This window comes from Ferriphaselus amnicola (assembly GCF_000974685.2).
GTDB classification, from domain to species: domain Bacteria; phylum Pseudomonadota; class Gammaproteobacteria; order Burkholderiales; family Gallionellaceae; genus Ferriphaselus; species Ferriphaselus amnicola.
Genome location: NZ_AP018738.1, coordinates 1925999 through 1947725, shown reverse-complemented (window position 1 = coordinate 1947725; position 21727 = coordinate 1925999). Strand labels below are relative to the sequence as shown.

Genomic DNA, 21727 nt, shown 5'->3' with positions numbered 1-21727 from the left:
ATGTGGCGGATGCTAGTCACAGTGATTGCGTTATCTCTATCACCGGTAGCTTCGGCTGCCGATGAGTGCCGCAAGCCGTGGTTTATGTGGAGTGAGTTCAAGCGAAACTATATCCAAGCCGATGGCCGGGTGATTGATGACTTTGAGGGCAAGGCCATTACCACTTCAGAAGGGCAGGCTTACGCATTGTTCTTTTCCTTGGTTGCCAATGATAAGGAGCAGTTCGATAAGATATATCGCTGGACAGTCAATAATCTGATGCGAGGCGATGCAAAGACTTATTTGCCTGCTTGGAAGTGGGGTAAGGACGAGCAAAGTGGCACATGGATGCCGTTGGACTATAACTCAGCCAGTGACGCAGATATCTGGATAGCTTACAGCCTATTTCAGGCGGGAGAGATTTGGAAATCGGCGCCCTATCGAAAGGCTGCTTTTCAGTTGTTGACGAATATGGCTCGTCGAGAATTGGTTGATATGCCCGGCGTTGGTTGGATGTTGCTGCCTGCACCCTACGGTTATGCCTTGAACTCATCGAGTTGGAGATTGAATCCCAGCTATATGCCAATTCAAGTTTTGAGATATTTTTCAAAGGTGAATCCTGATGGGCCGTGGGGCGAACTGACGACAAATGCGATACAGTTGCTTCAATCCTCTGCCCACCATGGCGTGGTTCCCGATTGGGTGTCGTATTCTGCGGCTAAGGGTTATGCTTCAGACCCTGATATGGGGCGTTTTAGCAGCTATGAGTCGATTCGCGTTTATCTGTGGTGGGCGATGATGGATCAGGCGGATCCAGCATTCAAATTACTTCAGCCACAAATGAGTGAAATTAGCCAGTTCAGGCCTGACTCGGGTAGGTTGCCTGAGAAGATTTCAACTCAAGGTGGGGCGAGTGAAGGGGTGGCGCCTGATGGTTTTATTGGCGCACTAGCGCCATATCGATGGGTGCTTTACAAACACAAGGATGCACAAGTGCCAAAGATAGTTCCAACGAATCAGTATTATAGTTCTGTATTGAAGTTATTCGGCTATGGATGGGTGGACGGGCGTTTTCAGTTTCATCGTGATGGCAGTTTGTCTACTAAAGTGAGCAAGCTATGTTCAAATTAAAAAAATTATCTGGAATTATCTCATTGCTGGTGGTTGGCGCATTGGACATGCCTTGCTTTGCCGAGGATGTGTTGGCAGCACCAGGGGATGGCTCTGTTCAATCCATAAGTGCGTCGAGGCCGGTGGCACCATCAAAGCCTGCTGCTGCGGAAAAGTCCAAGGAGGCAAAGCCTGTTAGCCCGGCTATAGAACAAGCCATGGCCACAAAGCAGGCAGATGCGCCTAAGCCGGCAGAAATAGTTAAGCCTGAGGTTGCATCCAAACCGGTTGTAGACGCGAAGCCGGTTGAGTCAGTCAAGAAATCTCCTGCAGTTGTTGATGCTGCGCCAAAGCAGCAGCCTGTTGTTGATAAATCCTCAGCCAGTCCTTCCGTAAAAGTGGCTCAGGAGGCGAGTGTTGCGGATAAAAAAGTTAGCAAAGCATCTCCTTCGGCTTCAGTGCGAGAGGGGGCGGCAGACAAAGGTGCCATGGAGACCTTGTTGGAACGAGCCCGTTATTGGCAACGCACGGGTCAGATGAGCCTGTCTGTCAGTGCTTGGCAGCGAGTCTTGATTAGCGAACCGAAGCAGGAAGAGGCGTTGGCGGGCTTGGCGTCTTACTACACAAAGTCTGGGCAGCGCGATCAGGCTGCCCCGTATCTAAAAAGGCTGCGTGAGGTCAACCCACTGAGTCCGACCGTGAAACTTATCGTCGAGGCTGGAGTTATTCGTGATGCAGCACGCGGTAAAGCTGACGGTCAACAGAATGAGACGGTTGATACGAAGTACTACACAGTGCTTGACGCTGCAAATCAAGCTCATCAGCAAAAGCGCCTGAAAGACTCTGAGCGGCTCTATCGAGAAGCGATGGGGCTTGCTCCTCAAATGCCAGAAGCACCGTCTGCGCTAGGTGACGTGCTTATGGAGCAGGGGAAGACGAGTGAGGCTGAGGCTGAGTACAGAAAGGTATTGACACTCTATAGCGATTACCCTGAGGCGCTGCTCGGTTTGGCCAAGATTGCAGCCGATCGAAAAAATTTCAAGGAGGCATTACGGTTGGTGGATCGTCACGACCAACTGCTGCCAGGCACAAGTGTTTCCAAACTACTGCGCTCAAGTATCTATCTGCGCATGGGGCAGCAGGCCGAGGCTGATGGGAAGCTAGGTGATGCGCTTGATTTGTTTAAGCGTGCTGAAGCAATGAACCCAGTGGATGCTTGGCCGATCTTTGCTCAGGCTCGCTTACATTGGAAAGCGGGCAACCTTCCCGCCGCTGAAACGGCTGTAGGAAAGCTATCTCGCCTGACATCGTCGGATGCTAGGTTTGCGTCTGCACTGTATTTCTCGGAAGTTGGGTTGTGGGAGGATGGCTATAACAACCTCAATAGAATCCCCGCGAAAGATCATACAGATGAAATGAAGAAGCTGCGTCGGCGTCTGGAGGTTCATCTTGCGCTCGAAAATGCAAAAACTTTATTTGATCAAACAAAAAAAGAAGAGGCGCGTGAAAAAATCGCATCCATTGAGCAAACTGCCAATGGAGACGCAGAGTTGGTTACTGCCGTTGCGCAGGCTTGGGCCTATATCGGGCGGAGTGATTTGGCCGCTTCATTATTGGAGCGCAATCGACCGCTGAGCATTGGACTTGAGGTAATGTACTCGGGCTACTTGCTAAGTACCAAACAAGGCGAAAAGCTGGACAAAGAAATAGCTGATATTTTAGCTCGCCCAGATTATGTCAAGCTGAATGAGATTCAGAAGCATGACTTCGGTCGCATCCGTGTGTTGCGTGCTATTAGACGTTCTGATGAGCAGCGTGACTCCCATCGCCTCGAGGATTTATTGAAAGAGTTTGATGGTTTGCAGGCAGAGTATCCTAAGGATATCGATTTGCTGCAAACCAAGGTCAAGTTGCTACAATTGCACGGTCAATATGATGAAGCGGAAAGGATCGCGCAACTTGTTGTAGCGCTGACCGAAGCGCAGGAGCTTCCCGCTGATATCGGCGATATCAATTCTTCTGAATACGTTGGTTACGACCTTGCTGCCATTCTGCCTGAGGGTAAGGTCGAGTCGGCTGGTCCGAATGGTCAGGTCACTCAGGATGCAGTGAAGTTCTCTGACGTTCATATTGAAATGAATCCGACGGAGGCAAAGATCCTCTTTTATAAGCAGTCTATTGATGATTCAAGTTTCCCTGTGACCTTGTTGGTTGATGGCGTACGCTTGAGCGGCAGAATCGCGGTTAAGGGGAAATCCACCCGCAAATTTATTAAGAAGTCGCTTGCAATCACACTAGACAACAATGCCCAGGGTGATTGGAACGGGCAGCGGAGGATTTCGTTGAACTCAATGGCGACCGACCCTAGTACGATGCGCGAGTGGCTATCTTGGGACTTGGCGCGAGCACTCGGTTTGCCTGCACCAAAGAATCAATACGTCCGGTTGCAAATCAACGGTAAATACTCTGGTCTGTTCATGTTTACTGAGTGGGTATCCACAGAGGCGTTCGATCGTGTGGGATTCGGCAAAGATGGTGAGCTGTTTGAGCCTAATGAGAGCGCATTGCAGGTTTGCGGGAATCTTTCCATGGAGTCGGCCAAAACGGGCGATTGCTATGCCAAGGTTTATCCTAAAGATAGTAACTACGCTTCGTTGAATCAGCTGATTGCTGGTATTGATAGTGCCAAGCCCTCCGAGTTCAACGCGTTCATCAATGAAAACTTTGAATCTAATGAGTTGGTCAGTTGGATCGCACTCAATGGTTTGATTCAGAACGGCGATACTTACAAGAAAAACTACTTCCTTTATCAAAATCCTAAGAACAAAAAATGGGTGGTGATGCCTTGGGATTTGGATTTATCGTTTGGTAGAACCTTTGATCCGTATTTTGTCTTCCCGTATGCCGTGTTCAATGAGGATTATGCGTACTACTACGGACCAGAAGTTGGATCTGCATCCGTACTTAAGCAGAAACTCTTGGAAAGCCCAGAAGTACTTAATCGTCTCAAGGCTAGACTGCGTCATTTGCTGGGTATTGAGTCCGACGGTAGTCAGGAAACTTTTGGTTGGTTTGCGCCTGATCGAGTTGCGGCTAGAGTGAATGCACTCAAGCTGGCTACTAAGGAGGACGCAAAGAATGATCCATTCTCTGAAAGTCGTCAGGGCGAGTATGAGGAGCATGCTGATGCTCTGAAATATTTTGGGCTGGCTCATGGCGCTTTCCTCAAGTCATTTGTGGTGGGTGACGATTCCCAATGGAAATTTATTTACAACTTAGATATTCCTAACTCAGCCCCGCCTCTGTTGGTGCCTACTGCGCTTAAGGCTCACTGGACGGCGTACAAACCGGGGTATGAAGTTCCGCTGGTCGATGAGATGAGTGGTAAGTTGGTATCGGTGATTAAGGTTCGTTCGTTGGATAAGCCTTCAACCATCTTTGCTGACACGTTGGGTTACCAAGTTCCGGCTGAGCTACCTAAGGGGCTTGTGCAAGATCAGTGCTTGAAGCGTACATGGTTCCTTACCTCGAGAACCGTCGCCCCTAATCGCTTGGTGGCTGACTTAACTCTTGAGTATCAGCAAGAGAACTATAAGAACACTGAGGTCGGTGTGGCAGTCGGAGATCAGCGGAATCTTAAGCTGTGGGTAAATGCGGGTTCTGGATGGAGAGAGTTGCCTACGCGGACAAACTCAGTTTCAAAGACGTTGGCGACAGAAAGCTTTGTCGTTCCAGAAAATACCAAGCTCCGCTTCGTGTCTTGCGTCAAAGAGCCTCAAAGAGTTGTGGAGAATGATCCCCGTCTTAATCCAGTCGTTAAGCCGGGAGGTCAGTTGGAGCCTGTCGAAGTAGCGAAGCCTGTCGAAGTGGCGAAGCCTGTCGAAGTGGCGAAGCCTGTCGAAGTGGCGAAGCCTGTCGAAGTGGCGAAGCCTGTCGAAGTGGCGAAGCCTGTCGAAGTGGCGAAGCCTGTCGAAGTGGCGAAGCCTGTCGAAGTGGCGAAGCCTGTCGAAGTGGCGAAGCCTGTCGAAGTGGCGAAGCCTGTCGAAGTGGCGAAGCCTGTCGAAGTGGCGAAGCCTGTCGAAGTGGCGAAGCCTGTCGAAGTGGCGAAGCCTGTCGAAGTGGCGAAGCCTGTCGAAGTGGCGAAGCCTGTCGAAGTGGCGAAGCCTGTCGAAGTGGCGAAGCCTGTCGAAGTAGCGAAGCCTGTCGAAGTGGCGAAGCCCGTCGAAGTGGTTGTCACCCCATTGGGAGGTTCAAAGCCTGTTGTTAAGGCAGCACAGAAGTCCGTGGTTGCTCCAGCTAAGCCGACTAAAGTGGAGTCACAACTTCCGGTTGAGCAATCGAAGCCGATGGTTGTGCCTAAGCCAGTGGCAAAGAAGAGTGTGGCCGAAAAGCCAGCCGTGAGTGAGGTGGCCGTGCCAGAAATTTCGCTCCAGCCGGAGGCCGTTCCGGAAGATGCGGCTCCCACTCAGCCTTTTTCTCCCTCACGTCCAGTGAAAAAGTAGCAGATAAATTTTAATGATGTGCGAATGCGCCCCCGCTGGGGGCGTTTTCGTTTGTATAATCGCCCATGCCTATCAATATCCCCAATTTGCTGACTTGGTTCAGGATCTGGATGATTCCAGTATTCGTGGGCCTGCTTTATCTTCCCGACTCATGGTTGGATGCTCACCAGAAGCACTTGTTCAGCATGCTAATCTTTGCGCTGGCGGCGGTGACTGATTGGTTGGATGGCTACTTGGCGCGATCATTAAATCAAACCTCAGCCTTTGGTGCATTTCTTGATCCAGTTGCGGACAAATTAATGGTCGCTGCTGCGCTGATCGTATTGGTAGCGTTGGGGCAGGTGGCGGCCTTCATCGCCTTCATCATCATTGGTCGCGAGATTACCATTTCCGCCCTGCGTGAATGGATGGCGCAGATCGGCGCGGGGAAAAGTGTGGCTGTGTCGATGATTGGCAAGATCAAAACCGCATTTCAGATGCTCGCTATTTTGTTGCTCCTTTATCAAGAGTCATTGTTCGGATTGCCGATACATCGGATAGGTACTTGGTTGATCTACCTTGCGACCATACTGACACTGTGGTCGATGGTGTACTACCTGATGTTGGCTATGCCGCAGATTGCTCGCAAGCAGCGCGAGTAAGTCACTCGGTCTGGAGCGAGCGTTGCAACGTCAGTTCCATCTCAAACCTTCCTACCTGTTTACTATCGTCTTGCTGGTAGGTCATCTGGTGGTTATCGTTACGATAACCTTGTTGGCCCTCCCGCTGTGGGCCAGTTCGGCCTTGATCGTTTTACTGGCGATCAACCTTGCATATGTGCTCTGGCTTTCCGCTCTGCTGCGTTCGCCGCAGTCATGCGTGGCTTTTAGGCTGAATGTTGATGGTATTGAGTTAGAGTCTTTTAGCGGAAAATTACAGGCAGTACGACTTGGCTCCGACAGCGTAGTGACCTCATGGTTGACAGTGATAACTCTGGTAGCTGAGTCGGGCGAGCGGCGGCGGATGTTGATTTTTCCAGATAGTCTGGATGCTGAATCTTTCCGCCAATTACGGCTTTGGCTGAAATGGGCCGGTCAACCTACACAGTGAGTGTTCGATAATTCTTCGGTGTAAGAATGGTTGGGGATGCATCAGATAGGGTGGTCGGATAGTCCTTGCTGTAGTGCAATCCTCGGCTTTCGTGGCGTAGTTGCGCACTTTGTACGATTAAGTCGGCAGATAGAACCAGGTTGCGCAGTTCTAGTAGGTCTGAGCTGACGCGAAAATGAGCGTAGTACTCATTAATTTCCTCATGCAACAGGCGGATGCGATTGGCGGCTCTTTGCAGGCGTTTGTTAGTGCGAACGATGCCGACATAGTCCCACATGAAGCGACGTAGCTCGGCCCAGTTGTGAGAGATCACAACCTCCTCGTCTGCATCGGTGACCTGACTCTCATCCCAGCGAGGTAGCTCAGGCATGATGGCGGGAACTTGGGTAAGTATATCTTGCGCAGCGGATTCAGCGAAAATTAAGCACTCCAGCAGCGAGTTGCTGGCTAGTCGGTTGGCGCCATGTAGCCCGGTGTAAGCGGTTTCGCCAATCGCGTAGAGATGCCTAACATCTGTGTGTCCATTCAGGTCAGTAATCAAGCCGCCACAGGTGTAGTGGGCCGCCGGAACGACGGGAATCGGCTCGCGGGTGATGTCGATGCCAAGCTCATGGCAGTGCGCGAGTATGTTCGGAAAGTGCTCATGCAGGAATGCCTCTGACTGGTGTGAAATGTCCAAATAGACACAGTCGAGCCCGCGTTTTTTCATTTCAAAATCAATCGCTCTAGCGACTACATCGCGTGGCGCAAGCTCTGCTCGTTCGTCGTGCCAAGGCATGAAGCGAGTGCCATCCGGCAGCTTGAGTAATCCGCCTTCGCCACGCACTGCTTCGGAAATTAGGAATGATCGAGCGTGTGGGTGGTAGAGGCAAGTGGGATGAAATTGGATGAACTCCATATTGGCGACGCGGCAACCTGCACGCCAGCCCATGGCGATGCCGTCGCCGGTGGCTGTATCTGGATTTGTACTGTACACATAGACCTTGCCTGCACCCCCGGTGGCTAGCACGGTGTTTCGTGCGGCGAGAGTGGCCACTTCACCAGTGACACAATCGAGCGCGTAAGCCCCGTAGCAGCGATTGTCATTTAGTCCTAACTTTACGCCGGTGATAAGATCGACCGAGTTGTATCGTTCAAGTACCGTGATGTTAGGGTGAGCGGCGGCACGCGCTGCTAGTGTCGCTTGGACGGCGTGGCCAGTGGCATCGGCAGCATGGATGATCCGACGGTAACTGTGACCACCTTCACGTGTTAAGTGATAGCCACGTTCGCTGGCTTCATCACGGGTGAAGGCTACGCCCTGCGCGATCAGCCACTCAATGGCGGCTTTCCCATGTTCGACCACAAAGCGGGTAGTTGCTTCGTCGCATAGTCCGGCTCCGGCGATAAGTGTGTCTCGGATATGCGCCTCGAATGAGTCTTCGGAAGACAGTACTGCAGCGATGCCGCCTTGAGCTTGTCCGCTGGCACCGTCCAAAGTGGATTTTTTTGTGATGAGGCCTACCTTTTGCCGGTCAGCTAGCTTGAGTGCCAGTGAAAGGCCGGCGAGGCCACTGCCGATGATCAGGGTGTCGAATTGCACGGGCTTTTGAAGGTAGAGAAGGTGTCGAACTATATCCGAAAATGTCATATGCGGGGAATGTGAGAAAAAGTCTTACATTTGGGTGAACTAATTAGAAGAGGGCTTGTCTTTGTTACGGTTTTGGAAGCTGACTGAATTATCCCTGTGCGGTTATACTAGCGCGCCTCAGTGGTAGGCTCACAAAGTGAAAGACAGGGATGGGTGATAGGGAAGTAGATCAGCAACTGGTGGAAAGGACGCAGCGCGGAGATAAGCGCGCGTTTGAGCTGCTGGTCGCTAAATATCAGCGCAAGCTGGGGCGGCTGATCTCGCGCTTTATCCGTGACCCAGCAGAAGTTGAAGATGTGACCCAGGAGGCATTCATCAAGGCGTATCGGGCATTGCCGGCGTTTCGTGGTGAGAGTGCGTTCTACACATGGTTGTACCGCATAGGCATCAATACCGCCAAAAACTACCTTTTGGCGAGTGGGCGACGTGCTCCAACGAGTACGCCCTTTGACGCCGAGGAGGCTGAAGGTTTTGAGGATGCGGGGTTGTTGCACGAAGTCAGTACGCCAGAAAATGAACTGATGAGTAAGCAGGTGGTCGAAGTGGTGAATGCGTCCTTGCAGCAGCTCCCAGATGATCTGCGTACTGCACTGACCTTGCGTGAGATTGAAGGCTTGAGTTACGAAGAGATCGCAAGTGTGATGAATTGTCCGGTCGGAACGGTGCGCTCCCGCATTTTCCGAGCTCGCGAAGCTATTGCACAGAATTTACGCCCATTGTTGGGCACCAATAAAGATACGAGGTGGTAACTATGAAACAACAGATTTCTGCGCTGATGGATGGTGAACTGTTTGACGATGATGCTGAAACACTGCTCGACGTCATGAAGCGCCACCCCGAAGCGGATGAGGACTGGCAGACTTACCATCTGATTGGGGATATCCTGCGCCAACCAGATCAAGCGCATGCTGACATTAGCACTGTGATGCGCCAGCGTTTACAGGCAGAACCTACGGTGCTAGCTCCTAAGGCTAGAACTCGTCAGCAAAAGGCGCGCTGGTTCGCTCTGTCGGCGGCAGCATCGGTCTTGGCAGTGGGTGTGGTTGCTTGGATGTCTGTCCAAATTTCGCCGGAAGTCACACCGCAACTGGCCGCGCAGCAGCAAGAGTTCAATGTGCGCCCTGCCAGCTATTCTGTCGAAGGTGGTGTCAATGACTACCTGATGGCTCATCAGGAAATGTCGCCTAGTTCCGATATTCAGGGTGCGGTACCCTATGCTCGTGCCGCAGTTTCCGGACAGCAAGGTCGATGATAGCCAGCTGTCTGCGTATTTTGGTCGCAGGCGCTTTGTGTGCGACTGTCTCTGCTTACGCGGAGTCTGGTAAGCCCGTTGATCCTGGTTGGCTGCAAACTTTGGCTTTTGCGGCACATAAAACTGAATTCAGCGGCACTTTTGTCTATCAGCACGGCAATCATGTGGAGACCTCCCGCATTGTTCATTTGGTGGATGCCAAAGGCGAACATGAGCGTCTAGAGTCATTGGACGGCCCCCACCGAGAGGTTTATCGTGACAACGGACTAGTCTGGTGCGTATTGGGCGACCATCACAGCGTGCGCATAGAGAAAAGCGCGAATCGTCGTTCCTTTCCTGATTTGTTGCCAGAGCAGTTGATTTCGTTGAATGAGAACTACCAGATTCGCGAGGGAGAGCGTTCACGCGTTGCCGGATTCGAGGCGCAAGCAATTATCTTCAAGCCGCGCGATGGTTTGCGCTATTCCCATAAAATGTGGGCTCACCTCGATTCTGGCCTTCTTTTGAAAAGTATCATGTTGGACGAGAAGGGCATGCCAGTGGAGCAGTACGCCTTTACTCAGTTGAGTTTTGGTAGCAAGCTGGACCGTGCGTGGCTTGCTACGGTGACGACGCCACCTGAAGCTATTCAGTCAAAGTCGGTGGCGGTGAAGCTGGAAAATACCGGCTGGCGCGTGGATGCAATGCCGATCGGATTCAAAAAACTGACTGAAATGCGCCGCCCGCTGCGTGACCGCAAGCAACCGGTGATTCAGCAGGTGTACAGCGATGGTCTGGCGGGCATCTCGGTATTTATCGAACCTGAGCGTCGCCCTGATGAGGTGGTTGGGCTGACCAGTCATGGAGCGATTAACATCGTTAGCCGCTCTATGGATGGCTTTAGGGTGACTGTCGTGGGCGAGGTGCCTGCGCGTACCGTGGTTCAAATCGCCGACTCCGTGCGCTACGCCGGTCAATAATCGTGTTGGAAGCCCGCGCTGTTGTCATTCGTACCGATGCCAAACAAGCCTGGGTCGAAGCGCGGCATGATGTCTCTGGGTGTGGTACGTGCCAGGGAAACGGCTGTGGTAGTAGCAAACTATCCCAAATGTTCTGCTCTAACAAAGAGCGTCTGTTCAGCGTCAATAATCCGATCTCTGCACAGGCGGGTGATGAAGTGGTCATCGCGGTCAATGAAGGTGCGGTACTGCATGGCGTGGCGATGGTCTATCTGCTGCCATTGACTGGGTTGTTATTAGGGGGAGTGTTAGGAGCTTCCTTTGTGCAGCAGGCTGGGCAGCGTGATGCTTATGCGGCGTTAGGGGCTGGTTGTGGTTTGTTGTTGGGTTTTTTCTTTTCACAAATACTGACGCAGCGTCGCCGTAAGGCAGGAGGGCAGGCTTATATCGCTCGGCGCTGGCAGGGAGATTGACAGCTAAACAGGAGGAAAGATGTTGTTAAACTTGCTCAAATTTGCAGTCGCTATTCTATTTTTGCAGGTGGGTGTGGTTTCGGCCAAGGAACTGCCGGATTTCACCGAATTAGTCGAGAAACAAGGCCCCGCCGTCGTCAATATCAGCACCGTTCAGGTGTTGAAGTCTCCGCAGCAGATGTTCCCTGGGATTTCTGAGAATGATCCGTTCTTCGAGTATTTCCGCCATTTCTTTCCTCAACAGGCTCCGCGCGATCAGGAAGTTCAGTCGTTAGGTTCCGGCTTCATCATCAGTCAGGATGGCTATATCTTGACCAATGCTCATGTGGTCGAGAGCGCCGACAAGATTACGGTGCGGCTGACCGATAAGCGTGAATTTAAAGCTAAAGTGATTGGCGCAGACAAACGTACGGATGTTGCTGTACTCAAGATCGAGGCTAGCGGTTTGCCGATGGTGGCGACCAGCGAGCCGGATGCGCTGAAGGTCGGGGAGTGGGTCGTGGCGATAGGCTCGCCGTTCGGTTTCAGCAATAGCGTGACTGCCGGCATCGTCAGTGCTAAGGGGCGATCATTGCCCAATGACAAGGGCGAGAACATCGTGCCGTTCATTCAGACGGATGTGGCGATCAACCCAGGCAACTCTGGTGGCCCGCTGTTCAATATGAAGGGCGAAGTAGTCGGCATCAACTCGCAGATATATAGCCGTTCCGGCGGTTACATGGGCTTGGCCTTTGCTATTCCTATCGACGTGGCTCTAGATGTGGCCGGGCAATTGCGCACTAGCGGCAAGGTCACCCGAGGACGCATTGGCGTTTCTATCGAAGAGGTGACTAGCGAGAAGGCTGAGTCCTTTGGTATGGGACAGGCGCAGGGCGCACTCATCAGTAGTGTGGAAAAAGATGGTCCGGCGGATAAGGCCGGAGTTCGTTTTGGCGATGTGGTGCTGAAATTCAATGGCAAAGCTGTCGTGACGTCGGGCGATCTGCCTAAAATGGTGCGTACCGCTCGCCCTGGCAGCAAGGCGGTGATTGAGGTGTGGCGCAATGGCGCGACGAAGGAGTTGAGTTTGACCGTTGGTGAGATGCATGAGGACGCAAAAGCCGCCAGTGTGCCGCGCGTTGGAAAGTCGCCCGCTGTAGAGGCCGCGCCACTTGTGCGATTGGGAATCAGCGTCATTGAGTTGACTGCCGAGCAGAAGCAGCAGCTGCGCGTCAACGGCGGATTGGTCGTGGAGGAGGTGAAAAACAGCGCGGCGCGTCAGGCGGGGCTACAACGTAGCGATGTGATTCTTGCCATCGGCAATATCGAAATCGTATCGTTGGCGCAATTCAACCACGTGCTGAAACAAGCGCCGACGGGTAAGAACGTCGCTCTTCTGGTTCGACGCGGAGATGGCGCCTCCTACTTGGCGATCAAGTTGGACGAGAAGTAGCTCGATGAGGAATTAGAGCAGAGGGCAGTTCGTGCGAGCGGACTGCCCTTGTTATTTGTGAAACGCGAGTCCAGTCGAATTGCTACGCGAATTCCCCGTTATTCCTGACATTGTATTTCTTCTTGGCGCTGATAATAGCGATCAGGAAAACTGCCATTGAGGCGACAAAGTAATGGACTGGCTGCTTAAACTGCAAGAAATTATCAAGCGTGCGGGACTGCGCTCACTGGCGGGGCCGGTGCTGATCATCATGATCCTGGGCATGATGGTGTTGCCGTTGCCCCCGTTCCTGCTCGATATATTATTCACCTTCAACATCGCCATCGCCATCATGGTGTTGCTGGTGAGTATGAACACCACCAAGGCACTGGATTTTGCCGCTTTCCCGACCGTGCTATTGATGACTACGCTGCTGCGATTGTCACTGAACGTGGCTTCTGCGCGTATCGTGTTGTTGGAAGGGCACACCGGGCCGGACGCGGCGGGTAAAGTGATCGAGTCGTTCGGCGAGTTTCTGGTCGGCGGCAACTACGCCGTGGGTATCGTGGTGTTCGCGATTCTGGTGGTGATTAACTTCGTAGTGATTACCAAGGGTGCTGGCCGCATTGCTGAAGTGGGTGCGCGGTTCACTTTGGACGCGATGCCGGGCAAGCAGATGGCAATCGATGCCGACCTCAATGCGGGTCTGATCGGCGAGGATGTGGCGCGCAAGCGTCGTGCCGAGATCGCTCAGGAAGCTGATTTCTACGGGGCGATGGACGGCGCCTCTAAGTTCGTGCGCGGCGATGCTGTCGCCGGCATCATCATCTTGCTCATCAACATCATCGGCGGTTTTGTGGTTGGCGTTTTGCAGCATAATCTGGACGTGGCGACCGCTGCTCGTAACTACACTTTGCTGACCATCGGTGATGGTCTGGTAGCGCAAATACCTGCGCTGGTGATTTCGACAGCTGCCGGTGTGGTCGTCAGTCGCGTATCCACGGAAGAGAATATCGGTCAGCAGATCATCGGCCAGTTGTTTAGTCAGCCACAAGTGCTGGTGCTGACCGCCATCATCATCGGCATGATGGGCGCGATTCCCGGAATGCCACACTTTGCTTTCCTGTTATTGGCTGGATCGTTGGGCGGCTTGGCTTACTGGCTCATCAAAAAGCAACAAGTGGCGGCTGAGAAACCTGTCGTTGAGGCGGCGCCAGTCGCCCTAACCGAGTCGCAAGAAGCGAGCTGGGAAGATGTTGCGCAAGTCGATGTGCTGGGCTTGGAAGTTGGCTACCGTTTGATCGTCATGGTGGATAAGACCCAAGACGGCGACCTGTTGCGGCGCATCAAGGGCATCCGCAAGAAATTTACCCAAGACATCGGCTTCCTGCCGCCTCCGGTGCATATCCGTGACAACCTCGATTTGCGTCCGAACTCCTATCGTATCAGCCTGAAGGGGGCCGAGATCGGCATGGGTGAGGCATTTCCCAATATGTTCTTGGCGATCAATCCCGGTAATGTGCTGGGCGATCTGCCCGGCACGCCGACTAAAGATCCCGCTTTCGGCTTACCCGCTGTGTGGGTGGATGCCCCTATGCGCGAACAAGCACAAAGCATGGGTTATACCGTGGTGGATGCTGGAACGGTGGTCGCAACGCATTTGTCGCACCTGATCCACACCTATTCCGCCGAGTTGCTGGGGCGGCAAGAGGTGCAGCAACTGCTGGATCATTTGACCAAGATCGCACCCAAGCTGACCGAAGATCTGATACCGAAACTGATGCCACTTTCTACGGTACAGAAGGTGATGCAGAGTCTGCTCGACGAGGGCATGCACGTGCGAGATATGCGCACCATTATCGAGACGCTGGCCGAATATGCGCCGCAGACTCAAGACCCATATCAGCTCACTTCGCTGGTGCGCATCGCCTTGGGCCCTGCCATCGTGCAGCAATACTGCCCGTCGGCACAGGAGTTGCAGGTCATCGGTATGGACAAAGAGCTGGAGTACATCCTGATGCAAGCGATGCAGGCCAGTGGCGGGCATTCCGCCATCGAGCCAGGGCTTGCCGATACTTTGTTGCGTGAGGCGCGTTCTGCTACTCAGGAACAAGAACAGCTGGGCTTGCCCACGGTCTTGCTGGTGCCAGGGCAGCTTCGTGTCCTGCTTGCGCGTTTCCTCAAGCGTGCTCTGCCGCAGCTGCGTGTTATTTCGCATGAAGAGGTTCCCGATTTCAAATCGGTGCGTGTCACAGCCATGGTGGGCGGTCGTGCTTGATTCGGCCATTTGGGTAGGGGAATCCAAATCTGAAGACACCTGAAGTCTGCCAAATTTGGTTGGTCGAGCTGTCGGCTTGAGTCGGGGTCAAGCTTTGTCAGTTTGTGCCGAAGTCACGACAGTTGGCAGTATTTTGCCTGGCGTAAAAGGGGAGCGGGTTTGCCATACTTCAAGAGAACCAAGTTGATCATAATGCTGATGGCTACGGCGTTGTGTCTATGGGTGGTACTGGCGTGGTTTGTTTCTAGCAGCTTATACAATCGAGAGCTTGATACCTTGGTCGGCAATGAGCAGCGACACGCTCAGGAGTTGTCGGACGATGTGGCTGATAGTATTCGTAGAAACCTGCATTATGTGTCTGGAATTCCAGATACTTTTCAACACGCTCTGCGAGTGTGGAAAAGTGTCGAGAAGTTTGGCCCCACAGCGCAAGCGACCCGCTTACCCAAGGATGTAGTCATCAAGCAATGGAGTGCCGATGCTGAGCTGAACGATCTCAGTCGCTATCTAGAGCTAATCCAGAGTTCACTCGGTGTCGATGGCCTATTCGTGGTTAATGCCGCTGGTGATTGCGTGGCGGCTAATAACTGGAATAAACCCGACACCTCGCTTGGGACGAATTTCGTTGATCGTCAGTGGTTTGTTGAGGCTCGCAACGGGCATCGCGCCATGCAGTATGCGATGGGTAGAACCACTCACGTTCCTGGTTTGTTCTTTGCGACACCCATCAACTTGAATGGGCAGTTTATGGGGGCGATCGTCGCCAAGATGAACCTGTCCTCATTGTCGTTTTTGACGCGCCAAGCGGATGCCTATGTGGCCGACTCGAATGGAGTCATCATTCTTGCGCACGACGCCACCATGTTGATGAAAAGCATACCGGGAAACTTGCTGAGCACGATGAGTGAGCGCGATAGGTTGGCGCTCTATCAGCGCAGCAGTATTGCTGAGTTAAACGTGGAGTCTTGGGGTGATCAAGATCATGCGCAGTTGAAACGCATTCAAGGTGAGCCGTTTCCACATTTACTGGCATCGACCAAACTGACCGAATACGGCCTAACGACTTTTGCTGAGAGCGATCTTCAGGGCCTATCCACCATCGAAAGTGAGCGGCGAGGACGGTTTATTATCTTCAGCCTGTTGGGGAGTGTATTGATTGTCATCGGCGGCGGCGTACTGCTGTATTTTCGTTCGGTTAGTGAGTCTAGGTTTCGGGTGGAGGCCAGTGAGGAACGCTTGCGCCTTTTACTGGAATCAGTAAATAGCGGGATTTGGGGGCAGTCATCTGAAGGGGTTTGCACTTTTGTCAATGCGGCGGCGGCCAAGTTGCTGGGTTATGCACCCGAAGAGTTGATCGGGCAGCCCCTTCATGCCTTGGTGCATCACAGTCACCCTGATGGTCAACATTACCCTCAGGCAGGCTGTCCGATGTTTGCTACCGGAGTCGATGGTGAGCCGCGTATTGCTGCCGATGAAGTCTTGTGGTGCAAGGATGGACAGAGTATTCCGGTTGAGTATGCGACGTATCCGATGCGTAAGGACGGAGTCTTGACAGGGGCGGTCATTGTTTTTGACGATATGTCCAAGCGCAAGGCCCTAGAGAAGCAAATGCAGGAGCAAGAGGCCGTTTATAGTGCGGCTATCCAGACCTCGGTCGATGGTTTCTGGGCGGTCGATATGCGCGGTAACTTTGTGGACGTGAATGATGCTTACTTAAAGCGATCTGGCTACAGTCGAGATGAGATGCTTGGGATGAGCATCGTAGATGTCGAAGTGTGTGAGCCACCCGTCACGGTTTTAGATATCGCCAAGGTCGTTGCGTTGGGCAGCGATAGCTTTGAAAGTCAGCATAAGGCCAAGACGGGCGAACTGTGGGAGGTTGAGGTTTGCGTTTCACATGTTGCCTATGCGGGTGGGCGCATGTTCTGCTTCATCAAGGACATCACTGAACGGAAACTGCAAGCACAGCAGTTGGAAAGTGCGCGGCAAAAGGCCGAGTCCGCCAATCGTGCCAAGAGCGATTTTCTGGCCAATATGTCTCACGAGATACGCACCCCTATGAATGCGGTGATCGGCTTGTCTGGTTTGGCGCTGGATAGCGTAGATAAAGAGGAACAGTGCAGTTATTTGCGTCAAATTCTGGACTCTTCAAAATCATTGCTTGGCATTCTCAACGACATTCTTGACCTATCCAAGATTGAGGCGCGGCAGATGTCCATCGAACCACATGAATTTTCGCTGGATGGATTGCTTGATAGTTTGGTGCGTATGTTCGAGTTGCGAGCCAAGGAACAAGGGCTTATATTCAGTCTTGAGCGTGACGCTCACGTGCCGAATATCCTCATCGGAGATCAGTTGCGTCTGAAGCAGATTCTGATAAATCTCTTGGGTAATGCCTTCAAGTTCACCGCGCGAGGACAGGTCAAACTTCACGTGCTACAACTGAGCAGAGATGGCTCTGAAATCACACTGGATTTTGCGGTGCAGGATAGTGGCATCGGTATGACACTGGAACAGCTTGGTAATTTGTTCCAACCCTTTGCTCAGGCAGACAACTCGATCACCCGTCGTTTCGGAGGTACGGGTTTGGGTTTGGCGATTAGTCGCACTCTGGCGCAACTGATGAAGGGCGACATTCGAGTCGAGAGTCAATTGGGTATAGGTAGTACGTTCCATTGCCAGATCAGCTTGGTCGTCGCAGATGAGAGGCAAGTGGCGGCCTATGCGTCCCACGATAAAGTCGATAACACGGTGTCAGTACTCAAGGATGCTGCGGCAACTTTGCGTAGCAAGCGGGTCTTGTTGGTCGAGGATAATCGGGTTAATCAGATGGTTGCCAGTCAGATGCTAAAAAAGCTGGGAATGGAAGTGGATATTGCTAACCATGGTGTAGAAGCGATCGGGCGAGTGCAGAACGGGCGCTATGATGTGGTGCTGATGGATATTCAGATGCCGGTAATGGATGGGCTAGAAGCGACTAAACTTATCCGTCAGGAGTCGCAGTTCGCTACTCTACCCATCGTGGCAATGAGCGCAGGCGTGACCTTGGATGAGCAGGAAAAGTGTACCAGCGCTGGGATGACATCATTCATCGGTAAGCCGATAGATTTGGGGCAACTCACCCAGAAATTGCTCGAACTTTGTCATCAGGATGGTTCTGGAGTTGCGGATTAGCAGATGATTCGGTCTTGGGGAAGTATGTTGCGATCGGTCAACTTTAGTCTGGGGGCGGCGGCTCCCCGCAAGAGTTTTTCAGCCGCCGCCTTACTTAGAGTGGCGGATCATGCGCTCTATCAGGCAAAAATGGTGGGCGCAATCAGTCGGTCCTAGCCCTCACCAACGCGGAATAGTGCCGCAATCCCCCCTTTATTCGCCTGTTTGATTTGACACCATTTCCTGATAATGAACATCACTGAAGGAGCCTCGTCGAGTTGAGGGGCGATGGAAGAGAGTGATTCGAGGGGGTGGAGTATGAACGCTAAAAAATTTGTGGCAGCGACTTCGCGCGATGCATTACGGATGGTACGTGATGATCTGGGGCCGGATGCGGTGATCTTGTCCAATCGTAAGGTTGATGCGGGGGTTGAGATCGTGGCTTTGGCTGGCTCCGAGTTGTCCGCGCTGACTGAAATGCGCACCCAGCAAGCGGCTCCTGCGCCTGCGCCCAAGAAGGTGATGAGCGGTACGCAGCAACTGCTTGCGAGCTATACGGCTCGAATTCCAGATGCGGCGCCTGTCGCGCCAATGGCTCCTCAGCCTGTCCGTATGACAGCATCTGCAGTGCCTATCGCGCCAGTACAGGATCAGCAAGGTGCGCTGATGAGTGAGATTAAATCAATGCGCAATATGCTGCAGGAGCAGTTGGCGTGCATCGGTTGGTCGGAGATGCAGCAGCGTAGCCCCGAGCGGACGAAGTTGTTGCGCGAATTGTTGAATGCGGGCTTTAGTGCGACGTTGGCACGCCATCTGTTGGAAAAGCTGCCTGACGATGCGGGCCCCTCTTGGATACGTAAGGTGGTCGAACACAACCTACGGGTCATCAAGCAGGAAGATAGCCTAGTCACGCGCGGTGGTGTGTATGCTTTGGTCGGGCCGACGGGTGTGGGCAAGACCACGACGACGGCCAAGCTTGCCGCTCGTGCTGTGGTGCGCTACGGTGCAAATAAGGTGGCGTTGATCAGTAGCGATAGTTACCGGATCGGAGCCCATGAACAATTGAGCATCTACGCCAAGATGCTGGGAGTGTCGGTTCATTCGGTGCATGACGTTGCCGAACTCAAGCGCACACTGGCTGCGCTACGCGACAAACATCTGGTGCTGATCGATACCATCGGTATGGGGCAGCGAGATGGTCGAGTCGCATCACAGACGCAGATGTACGACTCCTGCGGAGTGAAGCGGTTGCTGTTGCTGAATGCGACCAGTGGCGGCGATACGTTGGAGGAGGTGGTACGCAAATACCGTACAGTGGGTGTGGTCGGCTGTATCCCTACCAAACTTGACGAGGCGGTTTCATTGGGTACGGTGCTTGATGTTGCCGTACGTCACCAGATTCCACTGCATTACATCGCTAATGGTCAGCGTGTTCCTGAAGATCTGCATGAGGTGAATGTGGATTATTTGCTGCACCGAGCCTTTAAGCCCGCTGCCCAGTCGGCTCCCTTTGCGTTGAACGAGCTTGAGATGCCTGCTCTGATGTCGGGGCAGGGGGTGGCGCCTGCTGCGAGTCGGAGATTGGCAGCCTAGTGCAGTCAGTGGGAACAAACTATGTGCGCTGAATGTACAATGCTGGGCGGGGAGTCAAGAAAGCCAAAAAAATTTCAAACCATGTACACGGCGACCGGAAAGAATGACAAGGAGCAGTGCCTGAAGGAGTATGCGCCGCTGGTAAAGCGTATCGCGCATCACATGATGGCAAAACTGCCGAGTAGCGTCGAGGTGAATGACATCATTCAGGCGGGTATGATTGGACTGCTAGATGCTGTTGGACGTTACGACGAGCTGCGTGGGGCGCAGTTCGAGACCTATGCTGCGCAACGTATTCGCGGAGCTATGTTGGATGAGCTGCGTAGTGCGGATTGGTTGCCGCGTAGCCTACGGCGAGATATGCGTCGTATCGAAGCGAGTATCAGCACGTTGCAGCAAAAACTAGGTCGGGCACCTTCCGAGAGTGAAATCGCTAAGGAAATGGACATTCCGCTGGCCGAATATCAAGAAATGCTGGGTGGGTCGCGCGGCGCGCAATTGGTCTATTACGAGGATTTTCATGAGGAGGGTGATGAGGACTTCTTCGAGCGTCACGAGTTCGGCGAGGATGCCGATCCGCTCGAATTGATTCAGGATGCGCGTTTCCGTAATGCCCTGATGAAAGCGATCGAGAACCTGCCTGAGCGCGAACGCATGATGATGGGTATGCACTACGAGCAGGATATGAACCTGAGGGAAATCGGCGAGGTGCTTGGAGTCAGTGAGTCTCGTGTGTGCCAGTTGCATAGTCAGGCGGTGTCACGCTTGCGTACTAACTTGAAAGGTCACTGATGGATAAGCTCAGTTTATTCGGGTTGCTGATCGCTATCACGGGGATTTTCGGGGGGCAGTTATTGGAAGGTGGCACCTTGGGCAGTCTGTTCCAAACGACAGCATTCCTCATCGTGTTCGGTGGCACTTTGGGGGCGGTAATGTTGCAAAGCCCACGCAAGGTCTTCTTTACTGGGATCAGTATGGGGCGCTGGGTGTTCTTTCCGCCGCATCCTGATATGCAACAGCTGATCGCTCAAGTGGTGGAGTGGAGCGTGCTGTCTCGTCGCGATGGTATCCTGATGTTGGAAAACCGAATTGCAGAGATTCGTGAACCTTTTATGCAAAAGGGTTTGCAGTTGTTGGTGGATGGCAATAGCGCCGAGAAGATTCGCGAAGTGCTGGAAGTTGATGTGGATACGCACGAACAGCTAAGTTGGCAATCTTCGCGGGTGTGGGAGTCGGCGGCGGGTTATGCTCCTACCATCGGTATCATAGGTGCCGTGCTGGGGCTGGTGCATGTGATGCAGACACTGGGTGAGCCGTCTAAGTTGGGGGCGGGCATCGCGGTGGCTTTCGTTTCTACTATCTACGGCGTGGGTTTGGCCAATCTGGTATTCCTACCCATAGCAAATAAGTTGAAGGCGCACATCATGGCGCAGTCAAAACGACAGACTTTGGTGATTGATGGACTGATGATGATCGCTAACGGTGAGCATCCGCGTTTCATCGAAACCAAGTTGCAAGGGTATCTGGAGTAGTCGGTCATGGCGCTGCGTCGTCGTAAAAGGCAAGACCATGAAAATCACGAGCGCTGGTTGATTTCTTACGCTGATTTCATCACCTTGTTGTTTGCATTCTTTGTGGTGATGTATGGCATCTCCTCGGTGAATGAGGGTAAGTTCAAGGTGTTTAGCTCATCTTTGTCGGAGGCTTTTAACAGTAATCAATCGTCTGCTAGTACGGTCATCGCGCTGACGCAAGAAGAGCTGTTTCTCCGCTCCTTAGCTGATCGTCGTAATGCCAAAATGGCGGAAGCGCAGCGTAAGCGCGATGAATTCATCAAAAAGGTGACCGGTGACTTGAATCGGGTCATGGGTGCACTGATCAAGAGCGGGCAGGTCGCAGTTTCACAAACTAATCGCGGTATTGAGTTGGAGATTAATGCCAGCGTGCTATTCGAGACTGGGCAGGCTGAAATCCAAGCTGCGGCGGTCGGCACGTTGTCTGAGGTCGCGAAACTATTGGTGGCGGATGATCACAGCATCGAGGTGAATGGTCATACGGATGATATTCCCATCCATACGCCGCTCTATCCATCCAACTGGGAGTTATCTTCGGCGCGCGCTTCTAGTGTTGTGCGTTTGTTCATTACGCAAGGAGTCGCCTCCAAACGTCTAACCGCGGTAGGTATGGCGGACAATCAACCGTTAACGCTGAATGCCACCCCTGAAGGGCGCGCCAAGAATCGGCGTATCGCCATCTCCATTCTCGCGCCACAAGCTGAGCGGACTGGGCAAGTACCAGTCCAGTGATGCTGGCAAGCGC

Annotated in this window: 16 protein-coding genes; 15 read left to right on the top strand and 1 reads right to left on the bottom strand. The window is 52.9% G+C overall.

Translation table 11 applies throughout. The features are described from left to right. The 4 genes from bcsZ (at position 1) to OYT1_RS09715 (ending at position 6680) form a co-directional block, all read left to right on the top strand. Positions 1-1110 carry a cellulose synthase complex periplasmic endoglucanase BcsZ gene (bcsZ, locus tag OYT1_RS09730; RefSeq protein WP_062626173.1) on the top strand — a complete coding sequence of 370 codons (1110 nt, stop codon included), beginning with the start codon at positions 1-3 and terminating at the stop codon, positions 1108-1110. Beyond that, positions 1098-5591 (top strand): CotH kinase family protein, encoded by a 4494-nt coding sequence (locus OYT1_RS09725; RefSeq protein WP_119283533.1) that lies wholly within the window; start codon positions 1098-1100, stop codon positions 5589-5591. Before bcsZ ends, OYT1_RS09725 begins: the two co-directional genes overlap by 13 nt. Positions 5592-5656: 65 nt before the next feature. Next, positions 5657-6232: a CDP-diacylglycerol--glycerol-3-phosphate 3-phosphatidyltransferase gene (pgsA, locus tag OYT1_RS09720; RefSeq protein ID WP_062626171.1), complete on the top strand. Its 576-nt coding sequence runs from the start codon at positions 5657-5659 to the stop codon at positions 6230-6232. A 22-nt stretch (positions 6233-6254) separates the two neighbouring features. Then, a complete protein-coding gene (locus OYT1_RS09715) occupies positions 6255-6680 on the top strand; it encodes a protein YgfX (protein WP_062626170.1) in 426 nt (141 codons plus the stop codon). Here the strand turns inward: OYT1_RS09715 and nadB are convergent. Then, positions 6670-8310 (bottom strand): L-aspartate oxidase, encoded by a 1641-nt coding sequence (nadB, locus tag OYT1_RS09710; RefSeq protein WP_062626169.1) that lies wholly within the window; start codon positions 8308-8310, stop codon positions 6670-6672. The genes OYT1_RS09715 and nadB overlap by 11 nt on opposite strands. Positions 8311-8459: 149 nt before the next feature. On the opposite strand from nadB, the gene rpoE reads away from it, so the two are divergent. The 11 genes from rpoE (at position 8460) to motD (ending at position 21714) form a co-directional block, all read left to right on the top strand. Beyond that, a complete protein-coding gene (gene rpoE / locus OYT1_RS09705) occupies positions 8460-9059 on the top strand; it encodes an RNA polymerase sigma factor RpoE (protein WP_062626168.1) in 600 nt (199 codons plus the stop codon). A gap of 2 nt (positions 9060-9061) precedes the next feature. Continuing rightward, a complete protein-coding gene (locus OYT1_RS09700) occupies positions 9062-9562 on the top strand; it encodes a sigma-E factor negative regulatory protein (protein ID WP_062626167.1) in 501 nt (166 codons plus the stop codon). After that, positions 9559-10521, top strand: coding sequence for a MucB/RseB C-terminal domain-containing protein (locus tag OYT1_RS09695; RefSeq protein ID WP_062626166.1), 963 nt, complete (start codon positions 9559-9561; stop codon positions 10519-10521). Before OYT1_RS09700 ends, OYT1_RS09695 begins: the two co-directional genes overlap by 4 nt. 2 nt (positions 10522-10523) lie before the next feature. Further along, positions 10524-10973 carry a SoxR reducing system RseC family protein gene (locus OYT1_RS09690; protein ID WP_172588536.1) on the top strand — a complete coding sequence of 150 codons (450 nt, stop codon included), beginning with the start codon at positions 10524-10526 and terminating at the stop codon, positions 10971-10973. A 19-nt stretch (positions 10974-10992) separates the two neighbouring features. After that, entirely contained in the window at positions 10993-12405 is a 1413-nt protein-coding gene (locus tag OYT1_RS09685; protein ID WP_062626164.1) for a DegQ family serine endoprotease, read from the top strand. 172 nt (positions 12406-12577) lie between these two features. Then, positions 12578-14662 carry a flagellar biosynthesis protein FlhA gene (gene flhA, locus OYT1_RS09680; RefSeq protein WP_062626163.1) on the top strand — a complete coding sequence of 695 codons (2085 nt, stop codon included), beginning with the start codon at positions 12578-12580 and terminating at the stop codon, positions 14660-14662. A gap of 192 nt (positions 14663-14854) precedes the next feature. Continuing rightward, entirely contained in the window at positions 14855-17836 is a 2982-nt protein-coding gene (locus OYT1_RS09675; RefSeq protein ID WP_062626162.1) for a PAS domain S-box protein, read from the top strand. A gap of 297 nt (positions 17837-18133) precedes the next feature. Continuing rightward, positions 18134-19408 carry a flagellar biosynthesis protein FlhF gene (flhF, locus tag OYT1_RS09670; protein WP_062626161.1) on the top strand — a complete coding sequence of 425 codons (1275 nt, stop codon included), beginning with the start codon at positions 18134-18136 and terminating at the stop codon, positions 19406-19408. An 81-nt stretch (positions 19409-19489) separates the two neighbouring features. Then, positions 19490-20200 carry an RNA polymerase sigma factor FliA gene (locus OYT1_RS09665; RefSeq protein WP_062626160.1) on the top strand — a complete coding sequence of 237 codons (711 nt, stop codon included), beginning with the start codon at positions 19490-19492 and terminating at the stop codon, positions 20198-20200. Then, positions 20200-20940 (top strand): flagellar motor protein, encoded by a 741-nt coding sequence (locus OYT1_RS09660; protein ID WP_062626159.1) that lies wholly within the window; start codon positions 20200-20202, stop codon positions 20938-20940. The genes OYT1_RS09665 and OYT1_RS09660 overlap by 1 nt, the downstream gene beginning before the upstream one ends. Before the next feature lie 6 nt (positions 20941-20946). Continuing rightward, on the top strand, positions 20947-21714 hold the full coding sequence (motD, locus tag OYT1_RS09655; protein ID WP_062626158.1) for a flagellar motor protein MotD: 768 nt from the start codon (positions 20947-20949) through the stop codon (positions 21712-21714). Positions 21715-21727: the final 13 nt, after the last annotated feature.